Genomic DNA, 13,458 nt, shown 5'->3' with positions numbered 1-13,458 from the left:
TCCTGCTCTTGCGCTGCGAGCCATTGCGATCACGTAATCACTCATGGTTAACGCTGGCCTTATCGGCAGCGGACGTGCGGGCATGAGCGGGCCGGTCGAACCGCGCGACCCCGAGCGTATGCTGTCGCTCGCTTATGCAGCCGCGCGGGACCGGGGCGCGCTGGCGGCGCTGTGGGCGCTGGACGATGCGCTGGCGGCAAGCGTTCAGGCCGGCCGCGACCCCAATCTGCGCGAGCTGCGGCTGACCTGGTGGTTCGAGGCGCTGGAGCGGCTGGACCGTACCCCGGCGCCCGATCAGCCGCTGCTGGCGCTGATCGCGGCCGAGCTGTTGCCGCGCGGGGTGAGCGGCGCCGCGCTCGCCACGATGATCGACGGGTGGGACGTGCTGCTCAACCCCGATCCGCTGAGCGAGGGCGGGATGCTGGCCTATGCCGAGGGGCGCGGGCGGCTGTTCACGCTGGCGGGCGCGGCGCTGGGCGGGGGCACGGTGCCGCTGGCGGCGGCGGGGCAGGGCTGGGCGCTCGCCGATCTGGCCCGGCACAGCACAGGGAGTGAGGCGGCGCGCGCGGCGGCGCTGGCTGCGCCCCTGCTGGGCGGGGCGCTGCGCCCGCGCTGGCCGCGCCGGCTGCGGGCGCTGGGAATGGTGGCAGCGCTTGCCGCGCGCGATCTGGCCCGGCCGGACGAGGCGCGCGGCGCCCCGCGGCGGATCGCGCGGATGCTGCTCTATAAGCTGACGGGTCGTTGATCTTCCACGACTTTCGCCGCGCTGCTAGGCTGGCGCCGAGCGGGTGGAGAATCGCGGATGTGGCGTTACCTGGCGGGGGCAGTGGCGGCGTTGCTGTTGGCGGCGATGGGCACATTGTGGTTCACCAGCCGCGCGCAGAATGAGCGGCCCGCGCTGCTGGCGGCGGCGCCCGCACCGGGTGCGCCCGCCGCGCAGGAGCCGCTGCCCGACACCGTGCCCGAGGCTGACCCCAAAACCCGCGAGCAGCGCCGCTTCGGCCGCTATGACAAGGATGAGGATGGCCGCATCACCCGCGCCGAGCTGCTCACCCCCCGCCGCAAGGCCTTTGCCAAGCTCGATACCAATGGCGACGGGGTGCTGAGCTTCGACGAATGGGTGGTGCGCACGACCAAGCGCTTTGACGGGGCGGATGCCAACCGCGACGGCTCGCTGACCCCGGCGGAATTCGCCACCACCGCGCCCAAGCGGCGCGCCACGCCCCGCTGCGCCTGCCCGCCACCGCGCGCGGGTGATGGCGAAGAAAATTAGGGATTTTTTGCTGAGGCGGCACCAGCCCGCTCCCCCACCCCGCCTCCCATAGAATACTGCCGTTGGGAGGCGGGGTGGGGGAGCGGGCTGGTGCCGTCACCATCATCCCATCCACCCCTGCAGCGCTTCGCGCGCCCGGGCGGTGTAGAGCAGCTTGCGGTCGGCCTTTTTGCTCTTCACGGTGATCGGCGGGAAAAGGCCGAAATTCACGTTCATCGGCTGATAGGTTTCAACCTCGGCGCCGCCGGTGATGTGGCCGAGCAGCGCGCCCAGCGCGGTTTCGGGCGGCGGCGGCGCCAGCGTGCGCCCAAGCAGCTCGGCCGCGGCGAACCGCCCGGCGAGCAGGCCGATCGCGGCACTTTCCACATAGCCCTCGCACCCCGTGATCTGCCCGGCAAAGCGCAAATTCGGCCGCGCCTTCAGCCGCAGCGTTGCATCGAGCAGGGCGGGCGATTTAATGAAGGTGTTGCGGTGCAGCCCGCCCAGCCGCGCGAACTCGGCGCGCTCCAGCCCGGGAATGGTGCGGAACAGCCGCACCTGCTCGGCATGTTTCAGCTTGGTCTGAAAGCCGACCATGTTCCACAGGGTGCCGCTGGCATTGTCCTGCCGCAGCTGGACGACGGCATAGGGCCAGCGCCCGGTTTTCGGATCGTCCAGCCCCACGCCCTTCATCGGGCCATAGCGCAGCGTGTCGACGCCGCGTTCGGCCATCACCTCGATCGGCATGCAGCCGTCGAAATAGGGCACATTCTCCCATTCTTTGAACTCGGTCTTTTCGCCCGCCATCAGGCCGGCGTGAAAGGCCAGATACTGGTCCTTCGTCAGCGGGCAGTTGATATAGTCGCGCCCGCCGCCCTTGCCCCAGCGGGACTGGAACCAGGCCACCTCCATGTCGATGGTGTCGAAATGGACGATGGGGGCAATCGCGTCGAAAAAGGCGAGCGCGTCGGCGCCGGTCGCCTCGGCAATGCTGTCGGCGAGCGCCGGCGCGGTCAGCGGGCCGGTGGCGATGATGGCGGGGCCGGCGGGCAGCACGTCCACCCGCTCGCGCACGATGGTGATATTGGGGTGGGCGCTGAGCGCCGCCGTCACCCCGGCCGAAAACCCGTCGCGGTCGACCGCCAGCGCCGAGCCGGCGGGCACGCGGTGGACATCGCCCTCGCGCATGATGAGCGAGCCGAGCGCGCGCATTTCGGCGTGGAGCAGGCCGACGGCATTGCTCTCAGCATCATCCGAGCGGAAGCTGTTCGAGCAGACCAGTTCGGCGAGGTCGGCGCCCTGGTGCGCCGGCGTTGAATGCCCGCCGCCGCGCATTTCGTGGAGCGTTACGTGGATACCGGATTCGGCGAGTTGCCACGCCGCCTCCGACCCCGCCAGCCCGCCGCCGATGATGTGGATTTGTGGTGTCATTGGGGTAGGAAACCAAGTTGGAAAACCATGGGCCGCAGCTTTTCCGTCAGCGCCGCGTAAGCAGCTTTAAATGGGTCAAAATCGGTCAGTTCGGTGTCGCCATAGGCTTCCAGCGCGCGGCGGATTTGGTACCAGCCAGCGTCTGGGCGACCGAGCTTGTATTCGTCCCTGATCTTGCGCGGGAATTGGGTGGCGTGGAAGCGCGTCCACAGCTTGCGGCCTTCATCGAGCACTGCCTGTGCTTCGGGCGAGAAGGCCATGCCCTTCATGTAGCGGACCATGAAGTCGCTCTCGAACCGTCCCTTCGCGCCGACCTGGCCTTCCGTGAAGGGGACGAAGTGGTTGGTGAGCGACCAGTCGCGGTCGTTCCAGTGGAGGCCATCGGCCCCGGCGGTCAGATTGCTGCCGTTGAACAGCATCCAGACAAGGCAGTCGGATTTGAACTCGTCTGTCAGTGGTTGCGAAGGTTGCAGGAACTGGTCGCGATCGTTGAGCCAGGTCGGTTTGATCAGGCGACGGACGCTGAAGACGATGGCGGCTTGCCAGAGGTTGTCTTCGTTTAGCCACGAACCACCACCGTTGCGCCCGGTGTAGATTGATGAGGTAAGACAGGTACCCGTCGACGCATTCTGGAGGTCGTTATTTCCTGCAAAGAGATAGCCGACGCTACCAGCGCAGGAGCGCTTCATTCGAGGGTTGCCAGACGGTGTGAGCGCATTGGCAAGAGGAATTGTGAATGCGCCGCGCGCAACTGGCGCCGTAATCCAAGCGTTCAAGAAGGCGTCGGCATTGCGGACAAGGAACGACTTCTGGCTGACGGCCTCGCCACTCCGATTGAGCGCGATAGTATCAATGTCGCCAAGCGGCTGACCCTGGTCTTGATCCCAAATCAAGAAACCGATGGGAAAATCGCCTTTCAGGCCATCAAACACGCGACTGTGCACCACGAACCCGTCGAGATACTTCGCCTGCCAAATTCCGCGAAACGGCTCGAAATTTGGCGCGTTCACATATTTGAGAGTGCTGAACATCGCCAGCGTCGCGTTAGGTAACTCCTGACGAATCCGAATCAGAAACTGCACGAACAACTCCTTGCTCGCGTAGCCGAGATTCATCTCGCGCATAACATTGTTAATGCGTGTTTTCTCAACGCCGATTTTGTTCTCGTCACCCTTGTTAATCCCCGACCCACTCTCCGCATAAGGCGGATTGATCAGCACCAGAATCGGCTTCGCGCCCTTCTTCCCCTCGCGCGCATCGGCTATCGCCTGCCGAAGCGCCATCGGCACCTTGTTCGACAGGCTGTAATCGATCTCGCCGAAATCGGTGATGTCGTCGTTGAGATAGTCGTACTGAAAAATCTCCGCCCCGGCGAAGGCCGGGTTCGACTTCATGATCGTCACGTCAGCCTGGTCGAGCGTAGACATGAAAACGTTGCGCAGATTGCTGTGCTTGGCCTCCAGATTGCCGACGCCCGCGCACATGTCCCACACCAGATAGCGGTCCTGCCAATTCTCCCCCAGCGTGGCGCGCAGCTGGTCATAGGCTTTGTCGACGATATGGAGCGGCGTGTAATAAGCGCCCTTGAACTTCTGTTCATCGACCGGGAGCAGGCTGTCGCGCCGTTCGAGCAGATAATGGCGGTGCTGCTGTTCGGGCGGGCGGTGATAGATCGCCCAGAAATTGTCGTAACCGCGCTTGCTCGCCAGTTCATATACCTGCCCGTTGAGCAGGAAGGTCGGGCCTGCCGCGGTCATCAGCAGCCGTGCGGGCAGGTTGTTCATCGCCTCGTGCTGACCGTCGTGCATGATGTCGGCGAAGAACAGCACGGCATAATCGGCGGGGTTGACCGTCCCCAATTCGCTGCCGACCATATCGACCCAGCGGTCGAACACCTGCCGCAGATTGTCGGGGGTGATTGGCGTCCGGATGATCCGGCGTTCGCGGATCGCGTCCTTCACCGCCTTGATGAACGCGGTTTCGTCGTGCGCGATTGCATATTCAACGATATGCGCCTGCACATAAGGCGCGATCTGGGCGGCTAGTTCTTTGCCCGCCTGTGATCCGGACTTCGGCCAGACAATCGTCTTGTCGTCGAGCAGCGCCAGCGCTTTTTCGGTCGGCATGATCGCCGCCTTTTCCCGGTCGATGACGGCAAGGAAGGCGGGGATCGGCTCGCCGCGCTTCCGCGCCGCGCGGACATAGACGAGCAATTGCCCGAACATGACGATAGACGGTGTCGGCGCATCCTTGGCCTCGAACCAGATTTCCTCGGTCTGGATATCGACCAGCCCCTTGAAATAGGATTTCAGGCCCAGCGCCTTGATATAGGCGTCTTTAACATCTTCTTCGGTGCGCGCCTGTTTGAGCGTTGCGAATAGGCTCACTGCAACAATCACTCCCGCTGCGTCTTGCTTGCTACCCATGGCGGGATCGCCCATTGCCGGCAACTGGTTTGACAGCGTGGGGGGAAGGCATGGGGCGCATGGCGCGTGGGTTGATCCTGATGGCGGCGCTGCTGGCGGGCGCCAGCTATTTCGTGGCGGACCGGGTGATGCCGGCGGGGCCGCTGCTTACCGTGTGGAAGGGGGCGGGGGTGGGCCTGCTCGCGCTTTGGGCGGCGGCCCGTGCGCGCGGTGCGCATGGCTGGTGGCTGGCGGCGGTGCTGGCGCTGGGCGCGCTGGGCGATGTGCTGATCGAGGCGGCCGGGCTGGTGCCGGGGGCGCTGGCGTTCCTGGCCGGGCATGTCGCGGCGGCGGCGCTTTATCTGCGCTATCCGCGACCAACCCTAACCCCCAGCCAGCGCGTGCTGGTGTGGCTGATGGTGCCGGCGGTGGCCTTTTCCGGCTGGGCGCTGGCGCCGGCGGGGCTGCTCTCCTGGGGCATTGCGCTTTATGCCGCCGGGCTGGGGACGATGGCGGCCACCGCCTGGGCCAGCGCCTTCCCGCGTTACTGGGTGGGGCTGGGCGCGGTGGCGTTCGTGGCGAGCGACCTGCTGCTGTTCGCGCGGCTGGGCGTGCTGAGCGGCTCGGCGATTCCGGGCCTGCTGGTGTGGCCGCTCTATTTCGGCGGGCAGGCGATGATTGCCTGGGGCGCGGTGCGGTATCTGGCCCGCTGATCCTCCCCATTCATGGGGAGGTGGCGCGCGCAGCGCGACGGAGGGGGCAGGGGCATGGGGCGCTACCGCGCGGCATCGCCACCCCCTCCACCATTTGCGTGCCGCAAATGGTCCCCCTCCCCGTGAACGGGGAGGATCGGCGTTCGGCGCTAACCCGGCAGCACCACCTGCCCGGCGGCATCGCGGTCGAGCGGCATGGCGGCCGCGACCGCGTCCATCGGCAGCACGGCATAGACGTGCGGGAACAGCGCGCCGCCGCGCGACGGCTCCCACTTCACCGCCTCCCCCAGCAGGGAAAGGTCGATGGCGGCGACCCACAGCCCGGTCTGCCCGGCGAAATGCTTGTCCACCGTCTCGGTCAGCTGCTCGGCGGTGGAGAGGTGAACATAGCCATCGGCCAGGTCGATGGGCGCGCCGGCAAATTCACCCGCCGCCGCAAACGCCGCCCATTGATCGGCGGTCAGCACCTTATAGGCGATCATGCCTCCGCCGTGCCCTCTTCGCCCGTGCCCTCATCCGCGCCGTCGCCCTCATCCTGTTCCTCGATCCGGGCAGCGGAGACGACATGCTCGTCGGCATCGACATCGAACAGCCGCACGCCCGCCGATCCGCGCCCGATGACGCGCAGCGAGGCGAGCGGCATGCGGATCATCTTGGCCTGGTCGGTCACCAGCATCAGCTGGTCCTCGCGCGTGGCCGGGAAGCTCGCCACCACCGCGCCGTTGCGGGCGATATTGTCGATATTGGTGATGCCCTGGCCACCGCGCCCGGTGCGGCGATAATCATAGGCCGAGGACAGCTTGCCATAGCCATTGGCGCACACGGTCAGCACGAACTGCTCCTTTGCCGCCAGCTCGGCAAAGCGCGCCTCGTCCATCACGCGCGGCTGGCGCTGGCCGTCGGGATCGGCGCCCTTCCACGCGGCGTGGCGCAGATAATCCTCGCGCTCCTCCTGATCGCGCACGCCGACGCGGTGGAGGGTGGAGAGCGAGATCACCTCGTCGCCATCTTTCAGCGAAATACCGCGCACGCCGGTCGACGCGCGGCTCTGGAACTCGCGCACATCGTCGGCGGGGAAGCGGATCGCCTTGCCCTGGCGGGTGGCGAGCAGCACATCGTCGCCGGCATCGAGCAACGCCACGCCGATCAGCCGGTCGCCCTCATCCTCACCCTCGAACTTCATGGCGATCTTGCCGTTGCCGGGCACGTTAGTGAACGCGTCCATGCTGTTGCGGCGCACGCTGCCCCGGGCGGTTGCAAACATCACGTGCAGCCCGCCCCATTCGCCCTCATCCTCGGGCAGCGGCAGCACGGTGGAAATCGTCTCGCCGTCGGCCAGCGGCAACAGGTTCACCATCGGCCGCCCGCGCGTGGCCGGGCCACCTTCCGGCAGGCGCCACACTTTCAGGCGATAGACCTTGCCGTGGGTGGAGAAGAACAGAACCGGCGTGTGGGTGCTGGTGACGAACAGGTTGGTCACCGCATCCTCATCCTTGGTCGCCATGCCGGCGCGGCCCTTGCCGCCGCGCTTCTGGGCACGGAACGCGTCCAGGCTGGTGCGCTTGATATAGCCCTGCAGCGTGACCGTCACGACCATCGCCTCGCGCTCGATCAGGTCCTCGTCCTCGATCCCCTCGGCAGCGGCGGCGATTTCGGTGCGGCGCGGCGAGGCAAAGCCCTCGCGCACCTCGACCAGTTCCTCGCGCATCACCGCATAGAGCTTGGCGCGGTCGGCCAGGATCGCCAGCAGTTCCGCGATGGAGGCGGCCAGCGTCTTCAGCTCGTCGCCGATCTCGTCGCGCCCCAGCGCGGTCAGCCGGTGCAGGCGCAGGTCGAGAATGGCGCGCACCTGCTCTTCGGACAGGCGATAGCTCTCGCCATGGACTTCGGTGTCCACCGCCTCAACGAGGCGGATATAGGGCAGGATCTCGCCGATCGGCCAGTCGCGGGCAATCAGCGCCGCGCGCGCCTCCGCCGGGCTGGCCGAGCCGCGGATGATGCGCACCACCTCGTCCAGATTGGTGACCGCGATGACGAGCCCGAGCAGGATGTGGGCGCGCTCGCGGGCCTTGGCCAGCTCGAACTTGGAGCGGCGGGTGATCACTTCCTCGCGGAACTTCACGAACGCGTCGATGATGTCGCGCAGCGTCAGCAGTTCGGGCCGGCCGCCCCGGATCGCCAGCATGTTGGCGGGGAAGCTGGACTGCGCGGGCGTGTGGCGCCACAGCTGGTTGAGCACCACCTCGGGCGTCGCGTCGCGCTTCAGCTCGATGACGATGCGCACGCCTTCGCGGTTCGATTCGTCGCGAATGTCGCTGACGCCCTCGATGCGTTTGTCCTTCACGGCCTCCGCGATTTTCTCGACCAGCGCGTTCTTGCCCTGCTGGAAGGGAATTTCGGTGAGGATGATCGCGCGCTTCTCGCCGCGCGCTTCCTCGATCACATGGCGGGAGCGCACGATGATCGAGCCGCGCCCGGTCTGATAGGCGGCGCGGCAGCCGGCGCGGCCCAGAATGATCGCGCCCGTGGGAAAGTCCGGCCCCGGAACGATCTGCATCAGCGCCTCGTCCGACAGCGGGGCATCACCCGCCATCGCCCCGTCGATCCAGGCGAGGCACGCGTCGATCACCTCGCCCAGATTGTGCGGCGGAATGTTGGTCGCCATGCCGACCGCAATGCCGCCCGCGCCATTGACCAGCAGATTGGGGAAGCGCGCCGGCAGCACTGTCGGCTCATGTTCCGACCCGTCATAATTGGGCTGGAAGTCGACCGTGTCCTTCTCGATATCGGTGAGCAGGGCACCCGCGACCTTGGCCAGCCGCGCCTCGGTATAGCGTTCGGCCGCCGGCGGATCGGGGTCCATCGAGCCGAAATTGCCCTGGCCGTCGATCAGTGGCAGCCGCATCGACCAGTCCTGCGCCAGCCGCGCCAGCGCGTCATAGATCGCCTGGTTGCCGTGCGGATGGTATTTGCCCATCGTGTCGCCGGTGATGCGCGCGCATTTGCGATAGGGCTTGTTGTGGACATAGCCGGATTCGTGGCAGCTCCACAAAATGCGGCGGTGCACCGGCTTCAACCCGTCGCGCACATCGGGCAGCGCGCGCGCGACGATGACGCTCATCGCATAGCTCAGATAGCTCGATCGCATCTCGTCGACGATCGAGATCGGGGTAATGTCTGAAGGGTCGGCGAGCAGTGTCTCGTCGGTCAAGGGGCGCTCTCAAAGGCTTTGTGACGGAAAGGTGACTTTTCCTAGCCGATAGAGCGCGGCGATGCCACCCCGTTTGGCACGGGGCGGCATGTCCGGGTGATCAAATTTCAGCGGCCCTTTTCAGCGACCCTTGCAGGCGGTCTTGGTCTGGTTGCCGGCCTTGGCGCAGTCATAGGTCACGGTCTTGCCGGTCTTGGTGGTGGTGGTCACCTTGTTGCCGTTCACGGTGCCGGGCGCGGGTTTGGCAGCCGCCGGTTTTGCAGCGGGTTTGGCCGCCGGCTTGGGGGCGGGTTTGGTCGCCGCTGGCACCACCGGCCCCGCCGAGACCGGTTTGGGCGCGGCCGCAGGCTTCGCCGCCGCTGCCGGCTTGGCCGGGCTTTCCGGTTTTGCAGCGGCCGGTTTTGCCGCCTTGGCCGGTTTTGCGGCGCCGGTTGCGGCGGCCGGCTTGGCGGCCGTTGTCGTCTGCGCCGCTGCCGGGGTAGTCAGCGCGAGTGCGGCCGCGCCGGCCAGCATCGATGCGATCATCATTCGTGCCATCACATTCCCTTTCGCAAATGCATCTGCGCGGCGGGATGCAGCGCCGCCAGCCTATGCTGCGCCTGCCACCTGTGCAGCGCAATGGCTGCGCGGTTACGTTTTGTTAAGTTTTTTGAAGGCGCTGAACGCATTTCCGGCGCATGGCGCACAAGAAAAGAGCCGCGCCGGCATGTGCCGGGCGGCCCCTTTCTTCGCAATCTGTTCGGCGCGTAGGGCGATCAGCCCTCGGCCGGGGTTTCCGCGACGATTTCGCCGGGCTCCAGATTGGGATCGCGGTCTTCGGTGAAGCCGGTCTGGTCGCGGCCTTCCTCGAACACGGCCGCCATCACGTCGACGCCGGCGGCCTGCATTTCGGCCTCTTCCGGCGAGCGGGCGACGTTGACCTTGATCATCACCGGCACTTCGGGGTGGAGCGCCACCTTCACGTCGTGCAGGCCGATGGTCTTGATCGGGCGGTCGAGCACGATCTGTGCCTTGCCGACCTTCTGGCCCAGCGCCTCGAACGCCTCGACCAGGTCGCGCACCGCGACCGAGCCGTACAGCTGGCCGGTGTTCGACGACTGGCGGATGAGCGTCAGCGTGGTGCCCTCGATCGCCTTGGCGTCCTTCTCGGCGTCGGCGCGGCGGGCGGCGTTTTCGGCCACGATCCGCTCACGATTGGCCTCGAACACGCGACGATTGGCCTCGTTCGCGCGCAGTGCCTTCTTGCGGGGGAGCAGGAAGTTGCGGGCGAACCCGTCCTTCACCTTCACCACATCGCCAATGCCGCCGAGTTTCTCGACGCGCTCCAGCAGGATCACATCCATCTCAGCAGCTCCTTACTTAACGATATAGGGCAGAAGGCCCAGATGACGGGCGCGCTTGATCGCCTGGGCGAGTTCGCGCTGACGCTTGGCGCTCACCGAGGTGATGCGCGAGGGGACGATCTTGCCGCGCTCCGACACGAAGCCCTGGAGCAGACGGACGTCCTTGTAATCGATGCGCGGCGCGTCCTTCGCGGAGAAGGGGCAGCTCTTGCGGCGGCGGAAAAAGGGGCGTGCCATGGGTGATATCCTCCTTATTCGCCGTCAAAGCCGTCGCGGTCGCGGCGCGGGCGGTCGCCACCTTCGCGGTCGCGGCGGCGGCCATCGCGCTCGCCCTTGCGCATCATCACCGACGGGCCGGCTTCGAGCGCATCGACCTTCACGGTCATGTAGCGGATGATGTCTTCGTTGATCTGGACCTGGCGCTCCAGCTCGGCGACCACGCCGGCGGGCGCATCCAGCTCGAGCATCACGTAATGCGCCTTGCGGTTCTTGGCGATCTTGTAGGCCAGGCTGCGCAGGCCCCAGGTCTCGGTCTTCACGACCTTGCCCGCATTGTCCTCAACGATCTTGGTGGCCATTTCGGCCAGTGCGTCCACCTGCGCCTGTGCCAGATCCTGGCGCGCAAGGAACACATGCTCGTACAGGGCCATGTCTTGTCCTTCATCTTGGCCGATCGCTGACCTTTCGCCCCATGCGAAGGCCCCTCCGGCTGTCGTCCATGCAGTATTCACCCGGCGGTTGCCCCCGGGCGAAGCGGGCCAGATACGCGAAACGGCGCGAAAAGCAAGAGCGCTTGCCAAGCCGGGCCGCCGTTTCTACGGCCGCCCACACAAAACTGGCGTCAGTAAGTTCATGGAGAGTGTGATGCGCGCGTTCGTTTTTCCCGGCCAGGGAAGCCAGTCGGTCGGCATGGGCGTGGCGCTCGCCGGCGCCAGCGCGGTGGCGCGCGAGGTGTTTCAGGAAGTTGACGACGCGATCGGCCAGAACCTGACCCGGCTGATGGCGGACGGGCCGGACGACGCGCTGACGCTGACCGAGAACGCGCAGCCGGCGATCATGGCCAATGCCGTGGCCACGCTGCGCGTGCTGGAGCGCGAGGGCGGCGTGCGCCTGTCCGATCATGCCGCCTTTGTCGCAGGGCACTCGCTGGGCGAATATGCCGCCTTGTGCGCGGCGGGTGCGCTGGACCTGGCCACCACCGCGCGGCTGCTGAAGCTGCGCGGGCAGGCGATGCAGTCGGCCGTGCCGGTGGGCGTCGGTGCGATGGCGGCGCTGCTCGGCGCGACGCTGGAACAGGCGCAGGCAATTGCCGATGCGGCCGCCGACGGCGAGGTGTGCGCCATCGCCAATGACAATGCGACCGGGCAGGTGGTGCTTTCGGGCCATCGTGGCGCGATCGAGCGCGCGGTGGCGATGGCCCGCGATTTCGGCGCGAAGAAGGGCATGCTGCTGCCGGTGTCGGCGCCGTTCCACTGCGCGCTGATGCAGCCGGCGGCCGAGGCAATGGCCGATGCGCTTGCCAAGGCAACGGTGCTGCCGCCGGTGGTGCCGGTCTATGCCAATGTGCTGGCCGCCCCGGTCACCGACCCGGGCGAGATTCGCGCCCGGCTGGTCGAGCAGGTGACGGGCATGGTCCGCTGGCGCGAATCGGTGCTGGCGATGGCCGAGGCGGGCGTTCAGCAATTCGTCGAACTGGGCGCCAAGGTGCTGGCGCCGATGGTGAAGCGCACCGTCGATGCCGAGCCGCTGAGCCTGGTATCGATGGCCGAGATCGAAGCGTTCGCCAAGGCGCTGTAACGGAGGGAATGATGTTTGATCTGAACGGCATGACCGCGCTGGTGACCGGCGCTTCGGGCGGCATCGGCTCGGCGATTGCAAAGGGGCTGGCGGCGCGCGGCTGCCGGCTGGCGCTGTCGGGCTCCAATGCGGAAAAGCTGGCCGCCTTTGCTGCCGAACTGGGCGGCGACCATGTCACCCTGGCTTGCGATCTGGGCGATGCCGCCGCGGTCGACGCGCTGGTGCCGCGCGCGGTCGAGTCGCTCGGCAAGCTCGACACCCTCGTCAACAATGCCGGCGTCACCCGCGACAATCTGGTGATGCGGATGAAGGACGAGGAATGGGACCAGGTGATCCGCATCAACCTGGAGGCCGCGTTCCGCCTGGCCCGCGCGGCCGCCAAGCCGATGATGAAGGCCCGCTTCGGCCGGATCATCTCGATCACCTCGGTCGTGGGGGCAACGGGCAATCCCGGCCAGGCCAATTATGCCGCGTCGAAGGGCGGGCTGACGGCGATGTCGAAGGCGCTGGCGCAGGAGCTGGGCTCGCGCGGCATCACCGTCAACTGCGTGGCGCCGGGCTTTATCCGCTCGGCAATGACCGATGTGCTGCCCGAGGCGCAGAAGGCGGCACTGCTCGGCCGCATTCCCGCCGGCGCGCTGGGCGAGGGGAGCGACGTTGCCGCCGCCGTCGTCTATCTCGCCAGCCGCGAGGCCGGCTATGTCACCGGGCAGACGCTGCACGTGAACGGCGGCATGGCGATGCTGTAAGTGTCTGATCCGAAACTCGGTTTCGGATAGATCGGCACCGGCCCGCTCCCCCGCCCGGCCGCCCATTCAGGGTACGCTTGTGGGCGGCCGGGCGGGGGAGCGGGCCGGTGCCGCCTCGAAATTCGCGCTTTCGCGAATTTCGGATCAGACTCTAACCGGACTGCCGGCGCGCGCCCCCTTGCCAGCACGGTAAGGCCGTTCTAGGTGCGAAAGGGAACAGGAACCCCGTAACCGAAGAGGGATGGAAAAGCATGAGCGAGACCGCCGATCGCGTGAAAAAGATCGTCGTCGAGCACCTGGGCGTCGAAGCCGAGAAGGTGACCGAGGATGCGAGCTTCATTGATGATCTGGGCGCGGACAGCCTCGACATCGTCGAGCTGGTCATGGCGTTCGAGGAAGAATTCGGCGTCGAAATCCCCGATGATGCCGCCGAGAAGATCAGCACCGTGAAGGATGCGATCACCTATATCGACGAGCATCAGGGCGCGTAAGCCAGTTTGGGGTTCGCCCCCGGCGCCATGGCTCCTTTCAGGAGCCGATGACGATGAAAGCGGCTT

The 13,458-nt window shown here is 66.6% G+C and carries 14 protein-coding genes; 6 read left to right on the top strand and 8 right to left on the bottom strand.

Annotated features, from left to right (window positions below; translation table 11 throughout):
- Nucleotides 1–82: 82 nt before the first annotated feature.
- Complete coding sequence (locus K2Y03_RS02120) at nt 83–745, top strand: hypothetical protein (RefSeq protein WP_294087835.1); 663 nt, start codon at nt 83–85, stop codon at nt 743–745.
- 57 nt (nt 746–802) lie between these two features.
- The gene (locus tag K2Y03_RS02115; RefSeq protein WP_294087834.1) at nt 803–1,273 is read left to right on the top strand and encodes an EF-hand domain-containing protein; all 471 of its coding nucleotides are present in this window, start codon (nt 803–805) and stop codon (nt 1,271–1,273) included.
- 102 nt (nt 1,274–1,375) lie between these two features.
- Here K2Y03_RS02115 and trmFO read toward each other — a convergent pair whose 3' ends face one another.
- Both trmFO and K2Y03_RS02105 read right to left on the bottom strand, forming a co-directional pair.
- Nucleotides 1,376–2,683, bottom strand: a complete 1,308-nt coding sequence (trmFO, locus tag K2Y03_RS02110; protein ID WP_294087832.1) for a methylenetetrahydrofolate--tRNA-(uracil(54)-C(5))-methyltransferase (FADH(2)-oxidizing) TrmFO — start codon at nt 2,681–2,683, stop codon at nt 1,376–1,378.
- Nucleotides 2,680–5,124: a hypothetical protein gene (locus K2Y03_RS02105; protein ID WP_294087831.1), complete on the bottom strand. Its 2,445-nt coding sequence runs from the start codon at nt 5,122–5,124 to the stop codon at nt 2,680–2,682. The genes trmFO and K2Y03_RS02105 overlap by 4 nt, the downstream gene beginning before the upstream one ends.
- 44 nt (nt 5,125–5,168) lie before the next feature.
- Here K2Y03_RS02105 and K2Y03_RS02100 point away from each other — a divergent pair, with 44 nt between their 5' ends.
- On the top strand, nt 5,169–5,801 hold the full coding sequence (locus K2Y03_RS02100; RefSeq protein ID WP_294087830.1) for a lysoplasmalogenase family protein: 633 nt from the start codon (nt 5,169–5,171) through the stop codon (nt 5,799–5,801).
- Nucleotides 5,802–5,950: 149 nt separating this feature from the next.
- On the opposite strand, the gene K2Y03_RS02095 is transcribed toward K2Y03_RS02100, so the two are convergent.
- The 6 genes from K2Y03_RS02095 to rpsF form a co-directional block, all read right to left on the bottom strand.
- Entirely contained in the window at nt 5,951–6,283 is a 333-nt protein-coding gene (locus K2Y03_RS02095; RefSeq protein WP_294087828.1) for a DUF952 domain-containing protein, read from the bottom strand.
- Entirely contained in the window at nt 6,280–9,012 is a 2,733-nt protein-coding gene (gene gyrA / locus K2Y03_RS02090; RefSeq protein ID WP_294087826.1) for a DNA gyrase subunit A, read from the bottom strand. Before gyrA ends, K2Y03_RS02095 begins: the two co-directional genes overlap by 4 nt.
- A 120-nt stretch (nt 9,013–9,132) precedes the next feature.
- Nucleotides 9,133–9,549: a hypothetical protein gene (locus K2Y03_RS02085; protein WP_294087825.1), complete on the bottom strand. Its 417-nt coding sequence runs from the start codon at nt 9,547–9,549 to the stop codon at nt 9,133–9,135.
- 218 nt (nt 9,550–9,767) lie between these two features.
- Nucleotides 9,768–10,355, bottom strand: coding sequence for a 50S ribosomal protein L9 (rplI, locus tag K2Y03_RS02080; protein WP_294087824.1), 588 nt, complete (start codon nt 10,353–10,355; stop codon nt 9,768–9,770).
- Between the two features lie 12 nt (nt 10,356–10,367).
- On the bottom strand, nt 10,368–10,592 hold the full coding sequence (gene rpsR, locus K2Y03_RS02075; protein WP_294087823.1) for a 30S ribosomal protein S18: 225 nt from the start codon (nt 10,590–10,592) through the stop codon (nt 10,368–10,370).
- A gap of 14 nt (nt 10,593–10,606) precedes the next feature.
- Nucleotides 10,607–11,005 carry a 30S ribosomal protein S6 gene (gene rpsF / locus K2Y03_RS02070; RefSeq protein WP_294087821.1) on the bottom strand — a complete coding sequence of 133 codons (399 nt, stop codon included), beginning with the start codon at nt 11,003–11,005 and terminating at the stop codon, nt 10,607–10,609.
- A gap of 214 nt (nt 11,006–11,219) precedes the next feature.
- Here rpsF and fabD point away from each other — a divergent pair, with 214 nt between their 5' ends.
- From fabD to K2Y03_RS02055, 3 genes are all read left to right on the top strand, one after another.
- The gene (gene fabD, locus K2Y03_RS02065; protein WP_294087819.1) at nt 11,220–12,152 is read left to right on the top strand and encodes an ACP S-malonyltransferase; all 933 of its coding nucleotides are present in this window, start codon (nt 11,220–11,222) and stop codon (nt 12,150–12,152) included.
- A gap of 11 nt (nt 12,153–12,163) precedes the next feature.
- A complete protein-coding gene (gene fabG, locus K2Y03_RS02060; RefSeq protein WP_294087817.1) occupies nt 12,164–12,901 on the top strand; it encodes a 3-oxoacyl-[acyl-carrier-protein] reductase in 738 nt (245 codons plus the stop codon).
- Nucleotides 12,902–13,152: 251 nt separating this feature from the next.
- Nucleotides 13,153–13,392, top strand: coding sequence for an acyl carrier protein (locus tag K2Y03_RS02055; protein WP_294087816.1), 240 nt, complete (start codon nt 13,153–13,155; stop codon nt 13,390–13,392).
- The last annotated feature ends 66 nt before the right edge of the window (nt 13,393–13,458 follow it).

Source organism: Sphingomonas sp., assembly GCF_019746015.1.
GTDB lineage: Bacteria > Pseudomonadota > Alphaproteobacteria > Sphingomonadales > Sphingomonadaceae > Sphingomonas.
Note: the sequence above shows the minus strand (reverse complement) of the source record. Positions and strands in the feature narration are given on the sequence as shown.

Excerpts from the sequence above, each read along its gene's own strand:
- K2Y03_RS02120 (WP_294087835.1), top strand. The coding sequence starts at position 83 with ATGAGCGGGCCGGTCGAACCGCGCGACCCCGAGCGTATGCTGTCGCTC.
- K2Y03_RS02115 (WP_294087834.1), top strand. The coding sequence starts at position 803 with ATGTGGCGTTACCTGGCGGGGGCAGTGGCGGCGTTGCTGTTGGCGGCG.
- trmFO (WP_294087832.1), bottom strand. The coding sequence starts at position 2,683 with ATGACACCACAAATCCACATCATCGGCGGCGGGCTGGCGGGGTCGGAG.
- K2Y03_RS02105 (WP_294087831.1), bottom strand. The coding sequence starts at position 5,124 with ATGGGCGATCCCGCCATGGGTAGCAAGCAAGACGCAGCGGGAGTGATT.
- K2Y03_RS02100 (WP_294087830.1), top strand. The coding sequence starts at position 5,169 with ATGGCGCGTGGGTTGATCCTGATGGCGGCGCTGCTGGCGGGCGCCAGC.
- K2Y03_RS02095 (WP_294087828.1), bottom strand. The coding sequence starts at position 6,283 with ATGATCGCCTATAAGGTGCTGACCGCCGATCAATGGGCGGCGTTTGCG.
- K2Y03_RS02085 (WP_294087825.1), bottom strand. The coding sequence starts at position 9,549 with ATGGCACGAATGATGATCGCATCGATGCTGGCCGGCGCGGCCGCACTC.
- rplI (WP_294087824.1), bottom strand. The coding sequence starts at position 10,355 with ATGGATGTGATCCTGCTGGAGCGCGTCGAGAAACTCGGCGGCATTGGC.
- rpsR (WP_294087823.1), bottom strand. The coding sequence starts at position 10,592 with ATGGCACGCCCCTTTTTCCGCCGCCGCAAGAGCTGCCCCTTCTCCGCG.
- rpsF (WP_294087821.1), bottom strand. The coding sequence starts at position 11,005 with ATGGCCCTGTACGAGCATGTGTTCCTTGCGCGCCAGGATCTGGCACAG.
- fabD (WP_294087819.1), top strand. The coding sequence starts at position 11,220 with ATGCGCGCGTTCGTTTTTCCCGGCCAGGGAAGCCAGTCGGTCGGCATG.
- fabG (WP_294087817.1), top strand. The coding sequence starts at position 12,164 with ATGTTTGATCTGAACGGCATGACCGCGCTGGTGACCGGCGCTTCGGGC.
- K2Y03_RS02055 (WP_294087816.1), top strand. The coding sequence starts at position 13,153 with ATGAGCGAGACCGCCGATCGCGTGAAAAAGATCGTCGTCGAGCACCTG.